The organism is Psychrobacter sp. WY6 (genome assembly GCF_018448495.1).
Taxonomy (GTDB): domain Bacteria; phylum Pseudomonadota; class Gammaproteobacteria; order Pseudomonadales; family Moraxellaceae; genus Psychrobacter.
Genome location: NZ_CP049902.1, coordinates 592,010 through 615,927 on the forward strand (window position 1 = coordinate 592,010; position 23,918 = coordinate 615,927).

Genomic DNA, 23,918 nt, shown 5'->3' on the forward strand with positions numbered 1-23,918 from the left:
GCTTTTTTATGATTTTATTTTTAACACTGTTAACTAGGGTGTGTACTAAGTATTATTTTACTTTTAATAGCTCAACCGTAAAGATAAGCGTGCTGTTAGGCTCGATACCTGCGTTACCCGCTTCACCATAAGCAATATCTGATGGGATATAAAACTCGTATTTACCACCCTCTTTCATCAGCTGTAGACCTTCTGTCCAGCCAGCGATGACTTGGTTCAACGGGAACTCAATTGGCTCACCGCGCTCATAAGAGCTATCAAATACTGTGCCATCGATTAACTTACCTTCGTAGTTTACTTCAACCACGTCAGTCGTTTTGGTGATTTACCCGTACCTGCGGTGATAACTTTGTACTGTAAGCCAGAAGCCGTTTCTTTGACGCCTTCTTTTTTAGCATTTTCTGCTAAGAATGCAGCGCCTTTGGTTTTGTTTTCTCCAGCTTTTGTTTCCATATCTTTAACGAACTTTTCTTCTTGCTCTTTTTGATAAGTCGTCAATACTTCCTGCATTTGTTCTTGGGTCAATGCTGATTCATTGCCTTCATAACCATCACGGAAGCCTTTTTCAAAGGTATCAAGATTCAGGTCACCGACCGCTTCTTTGTTACCTTCAGCCATCATGAAGCCTAAGCTATAACCTACTTTTTCATTTGCTGAGCTTTGCTCGGTGATTGAAACACTTTTTGCAGCTGTCTCTTGGTTACCGTTATTTGTGCTACAGCCTGTTACCAACAACATAGCACTAGCAAGTGCACCAACGCTTAAAGTAGTGATTTTTTTCATAAAGTACTCTCAAATTGTAAGGATAGTGGCGAGATGTCACATGCTCCTATAATAACAAATCTTAGTTTTAGGAACCATGTTTGCCGTCAAATTATCGGGCGAATGTACAGTCTATGTTAATATTTCTCATCATAATAACAAGTTATCACACAAATACAGTAACACGTTAAGCTTTCTATCTTTAAATCTACTAATACATCAGCTAAGCTAAATGAGTTAAGGTGATAAGTAACCGAGTGTACGTCTTTATCATGGATGATTAACATTGGCAGTAAGGTAATTAACACGAGGGAAACCAACGTTTTTTGATAAGGTTTTTTGATAAGGTTACCTACTCAAAAATTAATATCACCGCATAACTTATTTTAAAAATACTATAATTATACCATCTATGTATTGGTTTCGCTCAACAATAGCTGTACTGATGATATTGTTAAGTGGCTTTCGTATGATGATTTAAAGGAGGATAAGATGAATCCAATGTACACATCTTTTAACGGTATCTTGGGGGTCCGATCGGCTCTATTATTGGTGCTATTTTAATATTTATTATTGGTTGGCTAGTGGCACTGGGTATCGCGGCACTGGTTCGTAATGTATTATCTAGAGTCAATCTGAACCAACGCATGAACTCTTCAACGGGTAAGACCTACGATTTAGAAGGTATTATCTCTAAGATTGTATTTTGGTTCATCTTTATCATCGCGATTTCTGGGGCGCTGAATCAATTGAATTTGAACTCAATCTCGACACCGTTTGCAAATATGGTCAATCAGGTCCTAGCATTTATTCCTAATCTTATCGGCGCTATCGCTGTGGGTATTATTGGTTGGGTATTGGCTACTGTTGCACGCACAGCTATCAACGCGGCATTGGCGAAAACGTCGATGGATGAGCGTTTGAGTGCTCAGGCAGGTGTAAAACCGATGAGCAGCACGATTGCCGATATGGTTTATTGGTTCATCTTGTTGGTTGTTTTGACGATGGTATTAGGTAAATTAGAGCTTGATGGTTTATTTGCTCCATTGACGAATATGGTTGATAAAATCTTTAGCTTTATCCCTAATATCCTCATTGCAGGTGTTGTCTTTGTCGTCGGTTATATCATTGCCAAAGTGGTGCGCGGCATTGTGACCAACCTTGTATCTACTTTTAATGTTCAAGAATTGGCTACAAAAGCAGGCTTAAGCGAAAAAAACAGCTTGCCTAATATCGCTGGTTCACTGGCATTTTTAGTAGTGATCATTCCAACTATTATTGCTGCATTAAACGCATTAAAAATTGAGGTGATTGCTCGTCCTGCGACAAACATGCTGAACAAAATCATGGAAGCATTGCCAAATATCTTTATGGCGGTTGCGATTTTAGTCGTGACCTTCTATGTGGTACGTATGGTTGCCAATATCATCAAAGGTTTGATCGAAAACACTGAGATTAACCAATTGCCTGCGAAAGTTGGTTTACAAGAAACCATGGGCGATAAGAGAATCTCGGACCTTGTTGGTTATGCGATTATCTTCTTTGCGATGTTATTTGCCTCAATTGCCGCCGCTGACTTGCTAGGTTTTGAGCCTATCTCTGCCATTATCGCCATGTTCATTGCGTTTGGTGCCAACATTATCTTGGGCGCAATTATCCTATTTATTGGCTTCTGGCTTGCCAATATCATTGCAGGTGTCGTTGAGCGTTCTGAGCAAGGCTCACAATTCTTAGCAAACATCGTCCGTGTACTAATCATGGGTTTAGTACTTGCCATGGGTCTAAAAGCGATGGGTATTGCTGATTCTATCGTTAACCTAGCCTTTGGTCTAACACTAGGTGCCGTAGCAGTAGCCTTTGCCCTTTCATTTGGTCTTGGTGGTCAAGAAGCCGCTGCCCGTTTCCTACGTAAAATGCAGGATAAAATGGACAAAGAACGTGAAGAAGCTAAAGCGAAATCTGCTCTTCATACTAGCTCAAGTACACAAGAAAAAGTTGCTGACTCAGTTCGAGAGAACACTCCTGCTGCTTCAGGTACAATGACTAGTGACTTCCCTACTAGCACTGTCGATACCAACAATCTTAGTACGGGTCATGTAGATATCACTCATGTTGAAACAAGTGATGACGATATCGACACTGGTTCAAATCTAGCGCCAAGTAATAAAGGCTTTACTGATATTGATAATAACGACTTAAAATAAGTCATCGTTAACGATTTAATTTGAAAAAAAGACAGCCTAGGCTGTCTTTTTTTATGGCGTAAATTTAGTTTCTATGAAAATCTCGCTACAAAACATCGCTACAAAATCATACTCAGGACTTGGTCTTCCGTGCAGGTATATTCAAATTTAATTGCATTCGCACTGACTCATTGTTACTTGCTCATAAGTTATTTTTCGTTTGCTTTTTATGCTGTTGGTTTAAGCGCTGTAGTTGCTTGGTCAGCTGCCGCTCACGCTGGGTCATCGGATCAACCGGTTGAATCCATAAATCGATATCAATAAAGGTGTCATTAGACTCGTCAAAAAATCAATGCCCAACACAATTACATGATGCAGCTCGGTTATTGGCAGGCGGCTCGCAACATCCTGTGCAATCTTTGCTAAGTTTGGCTGAATAGCCTGTTTACTGTGCTGGCTCTCAACATCTTGCCCATAGAAGATCAATACATAATGCCGTCCCAAGCTCTCATAAGAGTGCTGATGGACGACATAACCTTCTTTTTGCAGACCATGTGCTTGTTTAGGATGCCTATATAGAGTTCGAACCAGCTCATGGCGCGAAAATAAAGACTCGTCCAATAGCTGCTGTTGCCAATAACAGCGTTTTATTCCTAGTGTCTCTTTATCAGCATTGTCTAGTACTTCTTCATCGAGCATCTCTATCATTTGGGTGCTTAGCTGCGACCACAGAGCTGCCGCTTGCACCATATGCTGATGATACATCTGCGCAGTCGTGCTTTTGTTTTTGTAGGCAAGTGTCATAGCGACTAATGCAGGATTGGGCTCATCTTGCACCTCGTACTTGATGAGTGCATTATCTACTGCGATAGCATCCGTAAATAAAGTCGGGCTATGTAAAAACTGAGTGACTAGATCTGCTTCTGATTCAAAGCTAATGACATGATTACTGGCTGAAGACTGTAATTGCCCTAAACGATAATGCAAAAATCGCCATAACTCGCATGGTGCTTGTAGGCTTACTAATATCGCCTGCCAGTCATGCCAGCTAAAAACTTGTAGCTGCTGCATACTGTCGCTCATATCCACAACCAAATCTTCCATAAAATAGCGGACACCAAAACCATGAGTGAGCCGTTTTAGAAGTTGTCGTTGCTGGTTATTTATCTTAATTTTATTGATTTCTTCAGCTTTATCGGTGAGCTGAATATCAAAAACTAAAACATTATGGCTCATGTTGGCGTTATTTTTATGCTGAGTGAGATATGTCTTGTGCCATATGAGCGCGGCCTTTACTACCGCCACACGCGCAGCTTCAATATCGACCAGACTACTTTTAGCAGGCAAATACAATATGAGCTCAAGTAATGATAGGTTACCCAGTGGCAATTGATAGTGATACTGCTGAGCACGGTAATACGCGTCATATTTATGCTCAAGATGCTGCATATTGGTCAAAGCAATATCTACAGCCTCTTTCTGCAAATAGCAGGTCAACTCATTAACAAGACAATCATTATCAGATAGGGTAATAGATGAGTCAGACACAGTGTTAACCTTTTATTATCGAATGGACGCGTTGTATGGTAAGTTGCTATTGATGAGCATAACACTAGAGCATGTTGAATATTCGCAAATGTTTTTGCTATAACGACAGGCTACCAACGAAAAACTTAACAAAATAAGCCTTATTAAATGCAGTCGCTTTCAGGGCAATGAGTTGTTATGATAATAGCAAAGTAGCATGATTTGCAGTCAAACTTATCGCTTATGGGCTGCCTTTGATTACATTTTTTAGAGTCATTTATTAAAATTATTTAATGACCATCATATAATAAAAAGGATTGAACGTTATGAAGCGCTTTAAAGAAAAAACTGTCATTATAACAGGTGCAGATTCTGATATTGGTCGTGCAACGGCGCTTAGATTTGCACAAGAAGGGGCGAACTGTATAATCGTTGGTATTAATAACGATATTTTAGAATACATCTACGAGGAGCTGCCACAGGATCATACATGGATCAATACAGGTAACCACCTTACCGTAACCAGTGATATTAATGATCTGACCCAAACGGCAAGATTAATAGAGCATGTACGCGATAAATATAAACATATTGATGTGATGGTCAATATAGATACTGCGGTTGGCATTCATCAGTCAGTTATTCCAGAACTGATAAAAACACAAGGCAATATCGTTAATGTGTCAACGCTAACGGAGATATCAGCAGACTGGAATATAGAGACCTATAAAGCTAGACAAAAGAATTTGACTGATGTTACAAAGAAGCTGGCATTAGAGAATATACCAAATAATGTACGTATTAATGCCGTATCTGCTGGATTGGTGGCAACGGATATCAGTCCAAATCCATTTATTACCCACTCTCCACTAGGGAAGACAGCGACACCGTTTGATGTAACCGCCGCTGTGATTTTTTAGCCAGTGATGACGCTGCCATCATTACTGGTATGAATTTACCTGTCGATGGTGGGGTGAGTACGTTCAACAGCTAACTCAATGCTTAGTTTTTTAGCCATTCTTAAAACTCATCACCGCAAACAAAAGACCCCCTGACATTAATCAGTCAGGGGGTCTTAATATACAGATACTCATAACTCATTTAAAAACTTTATTCAGCTGAATGATTGATATCTTGTAATGGTTGAGATAAGCGCTCGGGATGTCTTGGTATCACCCCTTTATACTGAGCATAAATTTTTGGTAAATCCGCTTCGATATCACCACTAGGATAAACTAACGACATAAAGCGTATTTCTTTGGTTTTGTAATCCATCGCTACCGGCAAAATAGGTACACCAGCGCCCACTGCTAAATAATAGAAACCTGATTTCCAAGTTTCAGTATATTGACGAGTGCCTTCTGGTGCTAAACCCAAAAATAGTGGCTTACCTGTTTTGAACTTATCAATACTTGCTTGCAGCACTGAGCCTTTCACTACGATCAATGGGAATCACCCCTATCCAGCTTAATAGCTGAGCAAATACGGGCACTTTAAATAACGTATGCTTACCCATAATACTGATTTTCAAATCTAGGGCAATAAACTGGGTATCGCATAAACCCCGTCGATATTCGAAGTATGCGGCAGCGCTAAAACTACAGCTTGTGAAATATTTGGAATCTCTCCAACCGTACGCCAACCCGCAGCTTTTAGCATAGCTGAGGCAATCACTGGCGCAATTTTATTACCGCGTTTCGGAACTAAAATACCCAGCTGCTTTCTACTAAGCTTGGGCAATATTTTAGAGTTTACAGACTGAGAAGCAGCAGCTTTTGAGCGATTAAATAACTTTGATGTCATGACGGCACCACATAATAAAAGATACCTACATAATAACATTAAGCTTATACAACTAAATTGAATTTTATAGGCTTTTATTGCTTGCCAGCTTACCGGTTTATAAACTTTATAAATATATAGCTATTGATGGACATATCCATCGAGCCCATTAGGATATGTCAGCCAAATTGCCTTTATTCTCAAGCCAAACCTTGCGATCAGCAGCACGTTTTTTAGCCAACAGCATATCCATCACGCTATTAGTCAACACCATGTCATCCATATCTAGCTGAACTAAACGCCGAGTATCACGGTTCATGGTCGTCTCACGTAACTGCTCTGCACTCATTTCACCCAAGCCTTTAAAACGGGTAATCTGCGCTTTTTTATTGCCCGGCACATTGGCCAAAATATGCTGAAGCTCAGGCTCATCTAACGCATAATGCACCTCTTTGCCCACGTCTACTCGATATAACGGCGGCATGGCGACAAATAAATGACCCGCATCCACTAGCGCAGGGAAATGCTTCACAAATAAGGCGCAAATCAGCGTGGCGATATGCAGACCATCAGAATCCGCATCCGCTAAGATACATACCTTGTCATACCGCAGCTCAGACAAATCGTCAGATGCCGGATCGACACCGATAGCAATAGCGATATCATGAATCTCTTGGCTCGATAACACCGTATCAGAAGACACTTCCCACGTATTTAAAATCTTACCACGCAGCGGTAAAATCGCCTGATAATGACGGTCACGTGCTTGCTTGGCGCTACCACCCGCAGAATCCCCTTCTACTAAAAACAGCTCAGCACCATCACGCAAATCACCACGACAGTCTGCCAACTTACCCGGCAATGCAGGACCTTGCGTGATTTTCTTACGGGCGACTTTTTTGGCAGACTTGAGACGACGTCCAGCTTTATTAATCGCCAGCTCTGCGATTTGAGTACCCATATCGGCATGCTGATTTAACCACAGACTAAAGGCATCTTTTGCCAACGTCTGTACTGCCCCAGCAGCTTCACGACTAGACAGACGCTTGGTTTGCCCAGAGAACTGCGGTTCAGAAAATTTAAGCGACAGAATATAGTTCACCCCATCCCAGACATCTTCTGCCGTTAGCTTGACACTACGCGGCAGCAAATTATGAATATCGCAAAACTCACGCAATGCCTCTAATATACCAGTGCGCAGACCATTGACGTGCGTACCGCCCTGAGCCGTAGGGATAAGGTTCACATAACTTTCTTGAATCGGCGTGCCACCATCAGGCAACCAAGACAAGGCAAAGGTAATAGCAGCACGTTCGCCCGCTTTTGCATCGTAATTATAATAAAACGGTGCTTCAGGTAAGGTTTCTAAACCATCCAACTGTTCGCTTAGATATTCGACCACTCCGTCAGTAAACTGCCAAACCACCTTTTCATTATTAATATCATCGACAAATTCAATCGTCAATCCAGCGGCCAATACTGCTTTGGCTTTTAGATTGTGCTTGAGCTGTTTTACATTAAATTTAGGCGTATCAAAAAAGCGACCATCTGCCCAAAAATGTACTCTGGTACCACGTTTGCGTTTGTTTGAGCTGATTGCTTCAGTCAACGGCGTAACTGGTGCGCCATTTTCAAACGCCATATCAAACTGTGTACTATCACGCCATACCGTCACCTCAACACGTGTTGATAACGCATTGACGACAGAGATACCCACACCATGCAGACCGCCTGACACTTCATAATTAGAAGTCGAAAACTTCCCACCGGCATGCAAACGAGTTAAAATCAGCTCAATACCCGATTGATTAAATTCAGGATGAATATCAGTCGGCATACCACGCCCATCATCTTCGACAGACAACGAGCCATCACTATGCAGTTGCACCTTGATGGTTTTAGCATAACCCGCCAACGCTTCATCAACTGAGTTGTCGATAACCTCTTGCGCCAAATGATTGGGGCGCGTGGTATCGGTATACATACCTGGACGACGACGTACTGGCTCAAGCCCTTCTAAAACTTCTAACGATTGCGCATTATATTGACTCAAATGCATCCTTAACGATTCATGTCTGATTAATTCTATTCAACCATTATAACCAAAAATAGCGACGTTAAGGTTAATAGTCCATCGCTCACGTCATATAATGTCGCCTGTTTGTAGTGGTCAACTAATTTAGGCTCGTACTAAATCTTGTAGCATATTTATCACCATCGGCAACTGCTCACCAAAGTCACTAAACCGATGATCGCCACCCGCTTGTAAAATAACCGTACTCCCTTGCTGTTGATAAAAGGCTTTAGACAATTCAGGATTTAATAACTCATCGCCTTCTTTGATAAATACAGCAATTTTTTTAGGATAATGAATTTCTGATAACTGATGATCTGCAAACCATTGCAAATCCGCAGAAGTAATATCCCAACCGCCAGTGGTCGTATAGAGAATTTGATTCTTTGGCAATTCATCTTCGCCTTGACCTTCATTACTATCGTTATTTAGCAGTAAGTCATGAGCAAAGCGCTGTAATGTCACATGTGGCTGAGTACTAGGATTTAATAGTAAAGCCGCACAGCCTGTATGATTGCTCACCAAGGTAGGAAAATAGCCACCCAATGAGCTACCAACGAATACAACTTTTGAGTCGCTGCCCCATTCCTCAACTAGACTTATCAGTTTATCAAACACGTCTTGTGGCGATTTATTCAAATCGGGACGCAGTACATTGATATCAGGATGATGATGCTGGCAGTATTTTTCTAATAGCATTCCCTTGGTAGAGTTCGCATCACTGTCCAGTCCATGGATATAAATCAAGTTCACGTATCATCTCACTTAATTTTGTTATGATTATCTTATATAGGCTAGTGACGCTAAGCATAGCACCCGCCAAACAAAAATAATAACAATAAAACGGCACACCATTAGTCAGTATTTGCGACATAATAATATTGTCATAATAGTTTTATGCAAGTCAAAGGAATGACGATAATAGCAATGGAGTCGCCATGAACCAACAGTTTGAGCTGTTTGAGATTGCCAATCCATGTATTGGTCTTTGCCAAAGCAATAAAAAAGGCTATTGCTTCGGTTGCCTGCGTAGTCGTCCTGAGCGCCAACGATGGCATGATATGACGACAGAACAACAGCGCGATGTGCTAAGGCTTATCGCAGGACGTAAGCTGCGTATAGAGCAAATGAGAGATCGTAAAGACGAGCAGTTAGGATTTGATTTTGAAGAAGTGGTTGAGACTGGTGAGTTGTTTTAAAGTTATACATTACGGTTTAAATTCAAAATAATATGATGCTTTTTAGATAGTTTTACAATACAAGCGGAACAATATTCCAAGCAAGATTGTGTTTTTGCTCATAGCAATCATAGATTAATAAATCTGTTCTTGTATCAGCAGGAAGTTCTATTTTTGGTATGTAATATGTTGATGGATCACTTGCGATAAGACTAATTTTAAAATGCTGATTAATTAAAGAAGATAATGTATTGTTATTATTAAGCAGGCTAAATGGACTAAACCTTGCGCAAAACATAGCTATATTAGCTGAAACTGCATCTAAAACATTTTCTAATGTTGCTTCGTTAAATGAAGAATTGCGATCGTGTTTCGTCTTATTGTAAGAGTCATACCATTTTAAGGATTTTGTAGGTTGAGATACATCCCATTGAGAAAATGGTATAAAATTCCGTAGATCATCATAATTTTTGAAAGTAATTTGAAATTCATTCAAGCGAGCTTTAGACAATAATTTTACATAATCGTTTGTGGTAAACATTCGATTATTTTGAGGTGATATTCCTGAGTTTTTGAAAATCGATACCCATGAGTTTTCTACCTCTGTACATGCCAAAATAAGTAGCTCTCTGGATTTATGTCCGTAAGATTTTAATCCATTTTGATCTGGTTCAATGTACAGTAACAAATCATCTAATTTTTCTATCAATACCCTCAATGCTTGCTCGGCTGAACGTTGTTCAAAAGCATTGATTTTCAAAGCGTCATGGATGTCCTGTATAATATAAGGATGGCCTCCAAACGTTTTCTATAGAACTACCAATGGGTAATTGTAATGGTTTTACATCTTGAGCCCCAAATACTCTAATTACCCAATCACGCAAACTACCGCTTTTACCTTCAATTGCGGTCAAACCGACAGAAATAACATTGAAATCATAATTTTTACCGTAAATATGAACGAAATGTGAGTCTGTTTCGTAGGCATAACCTAGAGCATTTCTTTCATGCAAATTATCTATCCATCTAGGTATATTAGTTTGCGTATTTCTATAATAAATTCCGTTCAATTTTCCCTCTCACTCTATATGTACCATCATAATGTAAAAAATAACTATTAAAGAAACTATTTATAACTGATTAAAAAAGTATCTATTAACGTAGTTTTTCTAAGCATTCAGCCACTGATTCCAATTTAATTTTGACCATCCACCTAAAGGATTTAATGGTTTTAGAGGTTGAAGTAGATTTAAAGGTTTCAGTGGACGAAGTGGTTGTAACGGCTTTAACGGCCTCAAAGGAGTAAATGGTTTTAAAGCACCACTTGGAGTAGTCCCATCAAGCCAAAAACAGGCTTACCATTGCGATCAAGTAGCGAACCTCTATTAAATGGACCTAACCACTGCAATGAATTCGACGCAAAGAAATTACCGTCGCTTAAGAAAGCAACTCAATGTAAGTTTAAATCAAAAACATCTTCTCCATCGAACCAACCTGATAGCTCTGCATATTGATCAAATATTGGCGTCATAAGTTTTCCTATACATGTTTAGGATTATTTTATGAATTTGGAATTAATTGTAAAGTTTATTAATCCTATAGGAGAAGTTATACCATATAATCCTACACTTGTTGATAATATATTAAATGAGAATTGTTGAGGATGTTATTAGTAACAAAAAAAGTCCCCAACGTTTATTCGTTGGGGGCTCCATCTATAATAGATAACTGACGATGACCTACTCTCACATAGCCAGAGCCACATCACCATTGGCGCTACGATATTTTACTTCTGAGTTCAGGAAAGGATCATACAACTCCATCACGCTATCGAATACGGACTGATGCAGGTGTTGCGCCAAATACTTCATTCATAGATTGGTATACCCATAGGTTGGTAAAGGAGACTTTAAGATATGGATAACTCTTGAACGAAAAATAATTTCTGAAAGAAGTAGTATATAGCAAACAAAGAAAACCCCCCAACGAATTAACGTTGGGGGGTTTTACTTTGAATAGAGAGCTGACGATGACCTACTCTCACATGGGCGAACCCACACTACCATTGGCGCAATGATGTTTCACTTCTGAGTTCGGGAAGGGATCAGGTGGTGCCATCATGCTATTGTCGTCAGCAAAGGGGGTTATGAGTCTTTTTTTTATTGTTTGACTATAAGTGTTTAGTTTATGGTCGATCAACTTGTAACCTAACTGAATCAAGGTTAAAGGTGATATCGAAATATTCTCTCGTTTCTATAAGCTTTCGCTTATACAAGATAGATTAATTAGAGCTTTCATACAAACCACTTGGGTGTTGTATGGTCAAGCCAAACGAGCAATTAGTACAGGTTAGCTACATGCATCGCTGCACTTCCACACCCTGCCTATCAACGTCGTAGTCTTCAACGGCTCTTTAGGGAAATCTAATCTTGAGGTGGGCTTCCCGCTTAGATGCTTTCAGCGGTTATCCCATCCGAACGTAGCTACCGGGCAATGCCACTGGCGTGACAACCCGAACACCAGAGGTTCGTCCACTCTGGTCCTCTCGTACTAGGAGCAGATCCTCTCAAATTTCCAACGCCCACGGTAGATAGGGACCGAACTGTCTCACGACGTTCTAAACCCAGCTCGCGTACCTCTTTAAATGGCGAACAGCCATACCCTTAGGACCTGCTTCAGCCCTAGGATGAGATGAGCCGACATCGAGGTGCCAAACACCGCCGTCGATATGAACTCTTGGGCGGTATCAGCCTGTTATCCCCAGAGTACCTTTTATCCGTTGAGCGATGGCCCTTCCATACAGAACCACCGGATCACTAAGACCTACTTTCGTACCTGCTCGACTTGTGGGTCTCGCAGTTAAGCGCGCTTTTGCCTTTATACTCTACGACCGATTTCCGACCGGTCTGAGCGCACCTTCGTACTCCTCCGTTACTCTTTAGGAGGAGACCGCCCCAGTCAAACTACCCACCATACATTGTCCTCGGTATTGTTATACCTGAGTTAGAACCCCAACATGACCAGGGTGGTATTTCAAGATTGGCTCCACCGAGACTAGCGTCTCGGCTTCAAAGCCTCCCACCTATCCTGCACAAGTCAGGTCAAAGTTCAATGTAAAGCTGTAGTAAAGGTTCACGGGGTCTTTCCGTCTAGCCGCGGGTACACAGCATCTTCACTGCGATTTCGATTTCACTGAGTCTCTGCTGGAGACAGCGCTGCCATCATTATGTCATTCGTGCAGGTCGGAACTTACCCGACAAGGAATTTCGCTACCTTAGGACCGTTATAGTTACGGCCGCCGTTTACTGGGGCTTCGATCAAGAGCTTCGCTTACGCTAACCCCATCAATTAACCTTCCAGCACCGGGCAGACATCACACCCTATACGTCCACTTTCGTGTTTGCAGAGTGCTGTGTTTTTAATAAACAGTTGCAGCAGCCTGGTATCTGCGACTGCCAACAGCTCAAGGAGCGTGTCCTATCACCATCAGCAGCGTACCTTCTCCCGAAGTTACGGTACCATTTTGCCTAGTTCCTTCAGCAGAGTTCTCTCAAGCGCCTTGGTATTCTCTACCTGATCACCTGTGTCGGTTTAGGGTACGATTCGTTTATAACTATTGCTTAGAAGCTTTTCCTGGAAGCATGGTATTTGCCACTTCACTGTACAAGTACAGCTTGCTATCAGATCTCAGCCATATAACAACCCGGATTTACCTAAGTTGTAAGCCTACATCCTTTCACCTGGACAACCAACGCCAGGCTGACATAACCTTCTCCGTCCCTCCATCGCATTATAAACAAGTATCGGAATATTAACCGATTTCCCATCGACTACGCCTTTCGGCCTCGCCTTAGGGGTCGACTCACCCAGCCCCGATTAACGTTGGACTGGAACCCTTGATCTTCCGGCGTGCGAGCTTTTCACTCGCATTATCGTTACTCACGCATTCGCTCTTGTGATACCTCCAGCATGCCTTACGACACACCTTCACAGGCTTACACAACGCTCCCCTACCACTTGAAAACAAATTCAAATCCGCAGCTTCGGCTCCTAGTTTGAGCCCCGTTACATCTTCCGCGCGGGCCGACTCGACTAGTGAGCTATTACGCTTTCTTTAAAGGATGGCTGCTTCTAAGCCAACCTCCTAGCTGTCTATGCCTTCCCACCTCGTTTCCCACTTAACTAGGAATTTGGGGCCTTAGCTGGCGGTCTGGGTTGTTTCCCTCTCCACAATGGACGTTAGCACCCACTGTGTGTCTCCCGGATATCACTCATCGGTATTCGGAGTTTGCATCGGTTTGGTAAGTCGGTATGACCCCCTAGCCGAAACAGTGCTCTACCCCCAATGGTGTTCGTCCGAGGCGCTACCTAAATAGCTTTCGGGGAGAACCAGCTATCACCGAGTTTGATTAGCCTTTCACCCCTATCCACAAGTCATCCCCTGGCTTTTCAACGACAGTGGGTTCGGTCCTCCGGTGCCTGTTACGGCACTTTCAACCTGCTCATGGATAGATCACTCGGTTTCGGGTCTATACCCTGCAACTCCCTATTAAGACTCGGTTTCCCTACGGCTCCCCTAAACGGTTAACCTTGCTACAGAATATAAGTCGCTGACCCATTATACAAAAGGTACGCGGTCACCCTAATAAATTAAGGCTCCCACTGCTTGTACGCACACGGTTTCAGGTTCTATTTCACTCCCCTCACAGGGGTTCTTTTCGCCTTTCCCTCACGGTACTGGTTCACTATCGGTCAGTCAGGAGTATTTAGCCTTGGAGGATGGTCCCCCCATCTTCAAACAGGATTTCTCGTGCCCCGCTCTACTTAATATGTTAACGCTAATGTTTCGAATACAGGACTATCACCTACTACGGTCAGCTTTCCCACGCTGTTCTTCTACATTAGCATTAATCGGCTTCTCCCCGTTCGCTCGCCGCTACTAGGGGAATCTCATTTGATGTCTATTCCTAAGGGTACTGAGATGTTTCACTTCCCCTCGTTCGCTTCTTGTACAAGTACAAGATACCTACCTTATGGTAGGTGGGTTTCCCCATTCAGAAATCTCCGGATCACAGGATATTGCCGCCTCCCCGAAGCTTATCGCAGGCTGTCACGTCTTTCATCGCCTCTGACTGCCAAGGCATCCACCATGTGCGCTTCATTACTTGACCATACAACCCCAAGTAGTCTTTCGACTGCTAAGTGTTATAAAGTCTAATTATGATAACGATATCACCTATGTTTATACGCTTGATTCAGTTCTCTTTACTTTTTTAATCACTCACCCCTGGGATAACAACTGATGTCGTTAAGAGGTGAGTGATTAAGGTTAGGAAGTGCGCGTGAACACGCTCTTCCTAACCCAGACTCATATCTATGTTTTTAAATAGTCTCTATGCTCTCGTCGAGTCACAGATTCTGTATAAAACAGAAAGAAGTAATCGTGTCTTTATTCAAAGATAAATCACTTGTTTCTATTTATACTATTAGCACTTAAAGCTTATTCGTCTATAGTGGTGGAGCCAAACGGAGTCGAACCGTTGACCTCCTGCGTGCAAGGCAGGCGCTCTACCAACTGAGCTATGGCCCCATTATAAAATGGTGGGTCTAAGTGGACTTGAACCACTGACCCCCGCGTTATCAACACGGTGCTCTAACCAGCTGAGCTACAGACCCAATTACGCTTGTTAAAACGTAAGCTTAAACTAAAGAACAACTTGTTGTGAATTCTTGCTGACCGAATGCCATCTATAAGGAGGTGATCCAGCCGCAGGTTCCCCTACGGCTACCTTGTTACGACTTCACCCCAGTCATCAACCACACCGTGGTGAACGCTCCCCCGAAGGTTAAGCTATCCACTTCTGGTGCAATCAACTCCCATGGTGTGACGGGCGGTGTGTACAAGGCCCGGGAACGTATTCACCGCGGCATTCTGATCCGCGATTACTAGCGATTCCTACTTCATGGAGTCGAGTTGCAGACTCCAATCTGGACTACGATAGGCTTTTTGAGATTCGCATCACATCGCTGTGTAGCTGCCCTCTGTACCTACCATTGTAGCACGTGTGTAGCCCTGGTCGTAAGGGCCATGATGACTTGACGTCGTCCCCGCCTTCCTCCAGTTTGTCACTGGCAGTATCCTTAGAGTTCCCGGCTTAACCCGCTGGTAACTAAGGACAAGGGTTGCGCTCGTTGCGGGACTTAACCCAACATCTCACGACACGAGCTGACGACAGCCATGCAGCACCTGTATTCTAATTCCCGAAGGCACTCCCGCATCTCTGCAGGATTCTAGATATGTCAAGACCAGGTAAGGTTCTTCGCGTTGCATCGAATTAAACCACATGCTCCACCGCTTGTGCGGGCCCCCGTCAATTCATTTGAGTTTTAACCTTGCGGCCGTACTCCCCAGGCGGTCTACTTATTGCGTTAGCTGCGTCACTAAGTCCTCAAGGGACCCAACGACTAGTAGACATCGTTTACGGCGTGGACTACCAGGGTATCTAATCCTGTTTGCTACCCACGCTTTCGAGCCTCAGTGTCAGTATTATGCCAGAAGGCTGCCTTCGCCATCGGTATTCCTCCAGATCTCTACGCATTTCACCGCTACACCTGGAATTCTACCTTCCTCTCACATACTCTAGCTCTACAGTTTCAGATGCAGTTCCCAGGTTAAGCCCGGGGATTTCACATCTGACTTATAGAGCCACCTACGCTCCCTTTACGCCCAGTAATTCCGATTAACGCTTGCACCCTCTGTATTACCGCGGCTGCTGGCACAGAGTTAGCCGGTGCTTATTCTGCAGCTAATGTCATCGTCCGTGGGTATTAACCACGGAGTCTTCTTCACTGCTTAAAGTGCTTTACAACCAAAAGGCCTTCTTCACACACGCGGCATGGCTGGATCAGGGTTTCCCCCATTGTCCAATATTCCCCACTGCTGCCTCCCGTAGGAGTCCGGGCCGTGTCTCAGTCCCGGTGTGGCTGATCATCCTCTCAGACCAGCTACAGATCGTCGCCATGGTAGGCCTTTACCCCACCATCTAGCTAATCCGACTTAGGCTCATCTAATAGCGAGAGCAGTAAACTGCCCCCTTTCTCCCGTAGGTCGTATGCGGTATTAATACGAGTTTCCCCGTGCTATCCCCCACTACTAGGTAGATTCCTAAGTATTACTCACCCGTCCGCCGCTCGACGCCTGATAGCAAGCTATCATCGTTTCCGCTCGACTTGCATGTGTTAAGCCTGCCGCCAGCGTTCAATCTGAGCCATGATCAAACTCTTCAGTTTAATCTTGCTATGAAGCTCTTTAAAGAAGCTTCTAAACTTGGCTCATCTAATCTGGCAAAATCGCTAAAAATTATGTTCGTAATGAATTAACTTTGAGTTTTTCTGCTGTCTTAAATGATAATTTTTATAGTTAGAATGAACTCCGAAAAGGAGTTAAAACCAACTTTATTTTTTAGCATTCTGAATCAGCAAAAATCCACACAAGTTGTTCTTTAGTTATGCTTTTAAATAGTGCTCAATCACTGTCGTCCAGTAACTGATATATAGGGTATCTCTCTTGCTGTTTAGTCTCAATCCCTTACGGGTTAAGCTATCTAGCGAGCCGACTATCTTATCATAATGATTTGATTTGTCAAGCTTTTTTATGTTTTGTCTTAGCTTGGTAATCTAAGTAATAAGTTGGTTAACTTACTGCTTAGCTTCCTTTGCTGTGGGGCGTATTATATAGATTCTGACAGGGGTGTCAACCGCTTTATCAGAGGTTTTTGGGTTTATTTGATGAGACTTTTAATAATACATAGTTTTCAATGGGTTAGAGGAAAATAGGGATTCGATGTATTTGGGTTTAAACGCTGGAAATACCTGTAGATGTTGCATTAAGCTGACGTTAGATGGGTTAATGACTTGTTTGAAGCTAACTATTTATTTAATTATTCTAAAATAAGGCTTATTTAATTCACTGACAGGGTAATGATTGTTAAAAAATAGGTCCAAATCAGTCTCTAATCTCTAAGTCATCTATCAGGAAACTCGAATTCTAGCTGATTTTTTAAACCCGCATTGGCATTTTTTATCTTGGCACTTTTTCTTAGGCAAAGAAAACCCCCCAACGAATTAACGTTGGGGGGTTTTACTTTGAATAGAGAGCTGACGATGACCTACTCTCACATGGGCGAACCCACACTACCATTGGCGCAATGATGTTTCACTTCTGAGTTCGGGAAGGGATCAGGTGGTGCCATCATGCTATTGTCGTCAGCAAAGGGGGTCAGATATGAGTCTGTTATTTTTATTGTTTGACTATAAGTGTTTAGTTTATGGTCGATCAACTTGTAACCTAACTGAATCAAGGTTAAAGGTGATATCGAAATATTCTCTCGTTTCTATAAGCTTTCGCTTATACAAGATAGATTAATTAGAGCTTTCATACAAACCACTTGGGTGTTGTATGGTCAAGCCAAACGAGCAATTAGTACAGGTTAGCTACATGCATCGCTGCACTTCCACACCCTGCCTATCAACGTCGTAGTCTTCAACGGCTCTTTAGGGAAATCTAATCTTGAGGTGGGCTTCCCGCTTAGATGCTTTCAGCGGTTATCCCATCCGAACGTAGCTACCGGGCAATGCCACTGGCGTGACAACCCGAACACCAGAGGTTCGTCCACTCTGGTCCTCTCGTACTAGGAGCAGATCCTCTCAAATTTCCAACGCCCACGGTAGATAGGGACCGAACTGTCTCACGACGTTCTAAACCCAGCTCGCGTACCTCTTTAAATGGCGAACAGCCATACCCTTAGGACCTGCTTCAGCCCTAGGATGAGATGAGCCGACATCGAGGTGCCAAACACCGCCGTCGATATGAACTCTTGGGCGGTATCAGCCTGTTATCCCCAGAGTACCTTTTATCCGTTGAGCGATGGCCCTTCCATACAGAACCACCGGATCACTAAGACCTACTTTCGTACCTGCTCGACTTGTGGGTCTCGCAGTTAAGCGCGCTTTTGCCTTTATACTCTACGACCGATTTCCGACCGGTCTGAGCGCACCTTCGTACTCCTCCGTTACTCTTTAGGAGGAGACCGCCCCAGTCAAACTACCCACCATACATTGTCCTCGGTATTGTTATACCTGAGTTAGAACCCCAACATGACCAGGGTGGTATTTCAAGATTGGCTCCACCGAGACTAGCGTCTCGGCTTCAAAGCCTCCCACCTATCCTGCACAAGTCAGGTCAAAGTTCAATGTAAAGCTGTAGTAAAGGTTCACGGGGTCTTTCCGTCTAGCCGCGGGTACACAGCATCTTCACTGCGATTTCGATTTCACTGAGTCTCTGCTGGAGACAGCGCTGCCATCATTATGTCATTCGTGCAGGTCGGAACTTACCCGACAAGGAATTTCGCTACCTTAGGACCGTTATAGTTACGGCCGCCGTTTACTGGGGCTTCGATCAAGAGCTTCGCTTACGCTAACCCCATCAATTAACCTTCCAGCACCGGGCAGACATCACACCCTATACGTCCACTTTCGTGTTTGCAGAGTGCTGTGTTTTTAATAAACAGTTGCAGCAGCCTGGTATCTGCGACTGCCAACAGCTCAAGGAGCGTGTCCTATCACCATCAGCAGCGTACCTTCTCCCGAAGTTACGGTACCATTTTGCCTAGTTCCTTCAGCAGAGTTCTCTCAAGCGCCTTGGTATTCTCTACCTGATCACCTGTGTCGGTTTAGGGTACGATTCGTTTATAACTATTGCTTAGAAGCTTTTCCTGGAAGCATGGTATTTGCCACTTCACTGTACAAGTACAGCTTGCTATCAGATCTCAGCCTAACAACCCGGATTTACCTAAGTTGTAAGCCTACATCCTTTCACCTGGACAACCAACGCCAGGCTGACATAACCTTCTCCGTCCCTCCATCGCATTATAAACAAGTATCGGAATATTAACCGATTTCCCATCGACTACGCCTTTCGGCCTCGCCTTAGGGGTCGACTCACCCAGCCCCGATTAACGTTGGACTGGAACCCTTGATCTTCCGGCGTGCGAGCTTTTCACTCGCATTATCGTTACTCACGTCAGCATTCGCTCTTGTGATACCTCCAGCATGCCTTACGACACACCTTCACAGGCTTACACAACGCTCCCCTACCACTTGAAAACAAATTCAAATCCGCAGCTTCGGCTCCTAGTTTGAGCCCCGTTACATCTTCCGCGCGGGCCGACTCGACTAGTGAGCTATTACGCTTTCTTTAAAGGATGGCTGCTTCTAAGCCAACCTCCTAGCTGTCTATGCCTTCCCACCTCGTTTCCCACTTAACTAGGAATTTGGGGCCTTAGCTGGCGGTCTGGGTTGTTTCCCTCTCCACAATGGACGTTAGCACCCACTGTGTGTCTCCCGGATATCACTCATCGGTATTCGGAGTTTGCATCGGTTTGGTAAGTCGGTATGACCCCCTAGCCGAAACAGTGCTCTACCCCCAATGGTGTTCGTCCGAGGCGCTACCTAAATAGCTTTCGGGGAGAACCAGCTATCACCGAGTTTGATTAGCCTTTCACCCCTATCCACAAGTCATCCCCTGGCTTTTCAACGACAGTGGGTTCGGTCCTCCGGTGCCTGTTACGGCACTTTCAACCTGCTCATGGATAGATCACTCGGTTTCGGGTCTATACCCTGCAACTAAACGCCCTATTAAGACTCGGTTTCCCTACGGCTCCCCTAAACGGTTAACCTTGCTACAGAATATAAGTCGCTGACCCATTATACAAAAGGTACGCGGTCACCCTAATAAATTAAGGCTCCCACTGCTTGTACGCACACGGTTTCAGGTTCTATTTCACTCCCCTCACAGGGGTTCTTTTCGCCTTTCCCTCACGGTACTGGTTCACTATCGGTCAGTCAGGAGTATTTAGCCTTGGAGGATGGTCCCCCCATCTTCAAACAGGATTTCTCGTGCCCCGCTCTACTTAATATGTTAACGCTAATGTTTCGAATACAGGACTATCACCTACTACGGTCAGCTTTCCCACGCTGTTCTTCTACATTAGCATTAATCGGCTTCTCCCCGTTCGCTCGCCGCTACTAGGGGAATCTCATTTGATGTCTATTCCTAAGGGTACTGAGATGTTTCACTTCCCCTCGTTCGCTTCTTGTACAAGTACAAGATACCTACCTTATGGTAGGTGGGTTTCCCCATTCAGAAATCTCCGGATCACAGGATATTGCCGCCTCCCCGAAGCTTATCGCAGGCTGTCACGTCTTTCATCGCCTCTGACTGCCAAGGCATCCACCATGTGCGCTTCATTACTTGACCATACAACCCCAAGTAGACTGCTAAGTGTTATAAAGTCTAATTATGATAACGATATCACCTATGTTTATACGCTTGATTCAGTTCTCTTTACTTTTTTTAATCACTCACCCCTGGGATAACAACTGATGTCGTTAAGAGGTGAGTGATTAAGGTTAGGAAGTGCGCGTGAACACGCTTCCTAACCCAGACTATATCTATGTTTTTAAATAGTCTCTATGCTCTCGTCGAGTCACAGATTCTGTATAAAACAGAAAGAAGTAATCGTGTCTTTATTCAAAGATAAATCACTTGTTTCTATTTATACTATTAGCACTTAAAGCTTATTCGTCTATAGTGGTGGAGCCAAACGGAGTCGAACCGTTGACCTCCTGCGTGCAAGGCAGGCGCTCTACCAACTGAGCTATGGCCCCATTATAAAATGGTGGGTCTAAGTGGACTTGAACCACTGACCCCCGCGTTATCAACACGGTGCTCTAACCAGCTGAGCTACAGACCCAATTACGCTTGTTAAAACGTAAGCTTAAACTAAAGAACAACTTGTTGTGAATTCTTGCTGACCGAATGCCATCTATAAGGAGGTGATCCAGCCGCAGGTTCCCCTACGGCTACCTTGTTACGACTTCACCCCAGTCATCAACCACACCGTGGTGAACGCTCCCCCGAAGGTTAAGCTATCCACTTCTGGTGCAATCAACTCCCATGGTGTGACGGGCGGTGTGTACAAGGCCCGGGAACGTATTCACCGCGGCATTCTGATCCGCGATTACTAGCGATTCCTACTTCATGGAGTCGAGTTGCAGACTCCAATCTGGACTACGATAGGCTTTTTGAGATTCGCATCACATCGCTGTGTAGCTGCCCTCTGTACCTACCATTGTAGCACGTGTGTAGCCCTGGTCGTAAGGGCCATGATGACTTGACGTCGTCCCCGCCTTCCTCCAGTTTGTCACTGGCAGTATCCTTAGAGTTCCCGGCTTAACCCGCTGGTAACTAAGGACAAGGGTTGCGCTCGTTGCGGGACTTAACCCAACATCTCACGACACGAGCTGACGACAGCCATGCAGCACCTGTATTCTAATTCCCGAAGGCACTCCCGCATCTCTGCAGGATTCTAGATATGTCAAGACCAGGTAAGGTTCTTCGCGTTGCATCGAATTAAACCACATGCTCCACCGCTTGTGCGGGCCCCCGTCAATTCATTTGAGTTTTAACCTTGCGGCCGTACTCCCCAGGCGGTCTACTTATTGCGTTAGCTGCGTCACTAAGTCCTCAAGGGACCCAACGACTAGTAGACATCGTTTACGGCGTGGACTACCAGGGTATCTAATCCTGTTTGCTACCCACGCTTTCGAGCCTCAGTGTCAGTATTATGCCAGAAGGCTGCCTTCGCCATCGGTATTCCTCCAGATCTCTACGCATTTCACCGCTACACCTGGAATTCTACCTTCCTCTCACATACTCTAGCTCTACAGTTTCAGATGCAGTTCCCAGGTTAAGCCCGGGGATTTCACATCTGACTTATAGAGCCACCTACGCTCCCTTTACGCCCAGTAATTCCGATTAACGCTTGCACCCTCTGTATTACCGCGGCTGCTGGCACAGAGTTAGCCGGTGCTTATTCTGCAGCTAATGTCATCGTCCGTGGGTATTAACCATGGAGTCTTCTTCACTGCTTAAAGTGCTTTACAACCAAAAGGCCTTCTTCACACACGCGGCATGGCTGGATCAGGGTTTCCCCCATTGTCCAATATTCCCCACTGCTGCCTCCCGTAGGAGTCCGGGCCGTGTCTCAGTCCCGGTGTGGCTGATCATCCTCTCAGACCAGCTACAGATCGTCGCCATGGTAGGCCTTTACCCCACCATCTAGCTAATCCGACTTAGGCTCATCTAATAGCGAGAGCAGTAAACTGCCCCCTTTCTCCCGTAGGTCGTATGCGGTATTAATACGAGTTTCCCCGTGCTATCCCCCACTAGGTAGATTCCTAAGTATTACTCACCCGTCCGCCGCTCGACGCCTGATAGCAAGCTATCATCGTTTCCGCTCGACTTGCATGTGTTAAGCCTGCCGCCAGCGTTCAATCTGAGCCATGATCAAACTCTTCAGTTTAATCTTGCTATGAAGCTCTTTAAAGAAGCTTCTAAACTTGGCTCATCTAATCTGGCAAAATCGCTAAAAATTATGTTCGTAATGAATTAACTTTGAGTTTTTCTGCTGTCTTAAATGATAATTTTTATAGTTAGAATGAACTCCGAAAAGGAGTCTCAACCAACTTTATTTTTTAGCATTCTGAATCAGCAAAAATCCACACAAGTTGTTCTTTAGTTATGCTTTTAAATAGTGTTCTTCTATTGTCGTCCAATAAAGATGTTCTTACTAATCAATCAAAGCTATTTGCTTATCTCGTTTAGCGAGCCGACTAGTATCATAATGAAATAGTCTGTCAACCCTTTGTTCTAATTCGTTTCAACTGGTTATCTAAGTGATAAGTTTGTTAACTTACTGCTTAGCTTCCTTTGCTGTGGGGCGTATATATAGATTCTGACAGGGGTGTCAACCTCTTTATCAAAGGTTTTTGGGTTTATTTGATGAGACTTTTAATAATACATAGTTTTCAATGGGTTAGAGGGAATATTTGTTTTCATGGATTTGGCACTGAATACTAGAAACCTATTAAATAGGTAAAGATTCTAGAGAACGACATCAAAATACCCTCTATTTTCTAACTTCTCGAATCAATTGGGAAACCAGTGTATTTTTGCCAACAACTTAATCTCAAACCCACGAAAAAGAAAACCCCCTTCTGCATAAGCAGAAGGGGGTTTAGCTTTTAGAATAGAGAGCTGACGATGACCTACTCTCACATGGACGAATCCACACTACCATTGGCGCAATGATGTTTCACTTCTGAGTTCGGGAAGGATCAGGTGGTGCCATCATGCTATTGTCGTCAGCAAAGGGGGTTAGATATGAGTCTGTTATTTTTATTGTTTGACTATAAGTGTTTAGTTTATGGTCGATCAACTTGTAACCTAACTGAATCAAGGTTAAAGGTGATATCGAAATATTCTCTCGTTTCTATAAGCTTTCGCTTATA

The 23,918-nt window shown here is 43.7% G+C and carries 7 protein-coding genes, 4 tRNA genes, 7 rRNA genes and 4 pseudogenes; 3 read left to right on the forward strand and 19 right to left on the reverse strand.

Annotated features, from left to right (window positions below; translation table 11 throughout):
• Positions 1-52 precede the first annotated feature (52 nt).
• Positions 53-783, reverse strand: a pseudogene (gene bamJ, locus G7Y90_RS02940) (BamJ family beta-barrel-assembly machinery protein).
• A gap of 471 nt (positions 784-1,254) precedes the next feature.
• Here bamJ and G7Y90_RS02945 point away from each other — a divergent pair.
• Positions 1,255-2,966, forward strand: a pseudogene (locus G7Y90_RS02945) (mechanosensitive ion channel).
• Positions 2,967-3,227: 261 nt separating this feature from the next.
• Here G7Y90_RS02945 and G7Y90_RS02950 read toward each other — a convergent pair.
• Positions 3,228-4,493: a hypothetical protein gene (locus G7Y90_RS02950; protein WP_250163347.1), complete on the reverse strand. Its 1,266-nt coding sequence runs from the start codon at positions 4,491-4,493 to the stop codon at positions 3,228-3,230.
• Positions 4,494-4,798: 305 nt separating this feature from the next.
• Between G7Y90_RS02950 and G7Y90_RS02955 the strand changes: the two genes are divergently transcribed.
• Positions 4,799-5,392, forward strand: coding sequence for an SDR family NAD(P)-dependent oxidoreductase (locus tag G7Y90_RS02955; RefSeq protein WP_250163348.1), 594 nt, complete (start codon positions 4,799-4,801; stop codon positions 5,390-5,392).
• Between the two features lie 190 nt (positions 5,393-5,582).
• On the opposite strand, the pseudogene G7Y90_RS02960 reads toward G7Y90_RS02955, so the two are convergent.
• From G7Y90_RS02960 to G7Y90_RS02970, 3 genes and pseudogenes are all read right to left on the reverse strand, one after another.
• A pseudogene (locus G7Y90_RS02960) lies at positions 5,583-6,275 on the reverse strand (lysophospholipid acyltransferase family protein).
• A gap of 148 nt (positions 6,276-6,423) precedes the next feature.
• Complete coding sequence (gene parE, locus G7Y90_RS02965; RefSeq protein WP_250163349.1) at positions 6,424-8,307, reverse strand: DNA topoisomerase IV subunit B; 1,884 nt, start codon at positions 8,305-8,307, stop codon at positions 6,424-6,426.
• Positions 8,308-8,433: 126 nt separating this feature from the next.
• Complete coding sequence (locus G7Y90_RS02970; RefSeq protein ID WP_109592056.1) at positions 8,434-9,081, reverse strand: YqiA/YcfP family alpha/beta fold hydrolase; 648 nt, start codon at positions 9,079-9,081, stop codon at positions 8,434-8,436.
• 185 nt (positions 9,082-9,266) lie between these two features.
• Between G7Y90_RS02970 and G7Y90_RS02975 the strand changes: the two genes are divergently transcribed.
• On the forward strand, positions 9,267-9,527 hold the full coding sequence (locus tag G7Y90_RS02975) for a DUF1289 domain-containing protein (RefSeq protein WP_109592058.1): 261 nt from the start codon (positions 9,267-9,269) through the stop codon (positions 9,525-9,527).
• 52 nt (positions 9,528-9,579) lie between these two features.
• Here G7Y90_RS02975 and G7Y90_RS02980 read toward each other — a convergent pair whose 3' ends face one another.
• The 14 genes and pseudogenes from G7Y90_RS02980 to rrf (G7Y90_RS03040) form a co-directional block, all read right to left on the reverse strand.
• Positions 9,580-10,266: a hypothetical protein gene (locus G7Y90_RS02980; protein WP_250163350.1), complete on the reverse strand. Its 687-nt coding sequence runs from the start codon at positions 10,264-10,266 to the stop codon at positions 9,580-9,582.
• A gap of 4 nt (positions 10,267-10,270) precedes the next feature.
• Positions 10,271-10,519 (reverse strand): hypothetical protein, encoded by a 249-nt coding sequence (locus G7Y90_RS02985; protein WP_250163351.1) that lies wholly within the window; start codon positions 10,517-10,519, stop codon positions 10,271-10,273.
• Between the two features lie 156 nt (positions 10,520-10,675).
• Positions 10,676-10,914, reverse strand: a pseudogene (locus tag G7Y90_RS18820) (4-fold beta flower protein).
• Between the two features lie 613 nt (positions 10,915-11,527).
• Positions 11,528-11,642 (reverse strand): 5S ribosomal RNA (gene rrf / locus G7Y90_RS02990).
• Positions 11,643-11,824: 182 nt separating this feature from the next.
• A 23S ribosomal RNA gene (locus tag G7Y90_RS02995) occupies positions 11,825-14,677 on the reverse strand.
• 343 nt (positions 14,678-15,020) lie between these two features.
• Positions 15,021-15,096, reverse strand: a tRNA-Ala gene (locus G7Y90_RS03000).
• 9 nt (positions 15,097-15,105) lie between these two features.
• Positions 15,106-15,182, reverse strand: a tRNA-Ile gene (locus G7Y90_RS03005).
• A gap of 75 nt (positions 15,183-15,257) precedes the next feature.
• Positions 15,258-16,796 (reverse strand): 16S ribosomal RNA (locus G7Y90_RS03010).
• 865 nt (positions 16,797-17,661) lie between these two features.
• Positions 17,662-17,776: ribosomal RNA gene (rrf, locus tag G7Y90_RS03015) — 5S ribosomal RNA — on the reverse strand.
• 188 nt (positions 17,777-17,964) lie between these two features.
• Positions 17,965-20,823: ribosomal RNA gene (locus tag G7Y90_RS03020) — 23S ribosomal RNA — on the reverse strand.
• A gap of 334 nt (positions 20,824-21,157) precedes the next feature.
• Positions 21,158-21,233, reverse strand: a tRNA-Ala gene (locus G7Y90_RS03025).
• A gap of 9 nt (positions 21,234-21,242) precedes the next feature.
• Positions 21,243-21,319 (reverse strand) — tRNA-Ile (locus G7Y90_RS03030).
• Positions 21,320-21,394: 75 nt separating this feature from the next.
• Positions 21,395-22,930 (reverse strand): 16S ribosomal RNA (locus G7Y90_RS03035).
• 732 nt (positions 22,931-23,662) lie between these two features.
• Positions 23,663-23,776 (reverse strand): 5S ribosomal RNA (rrf, locus tag G7Y90_RS03040).
• Together the 16S, 23S and 5S rRNA genes with 4 tRNA genes alongside form the textbook arrangement of a ribosomal RNA operon.
• Positions 23,777-23,918 lie beyond the last annotated feature (142 nt).

Bases quoted from the DNA above. Each gene is read 5' to 3' on its own strand.
- G7Y90_RS02955 (WP_250163348.1), top strand. From the start codon at position 4,799: ATGAAGCGCTTTAAAGAAAAAACTGTCATTATAACAGGTGCAGATTCT.
- G7Y90_RS02975 (WP_109592058.1), top strand. From the start codon at position 9,267: ATGAACCAACAGTTTGAGCTGTTTGAGATTGCCAATCCATGTATTGGT.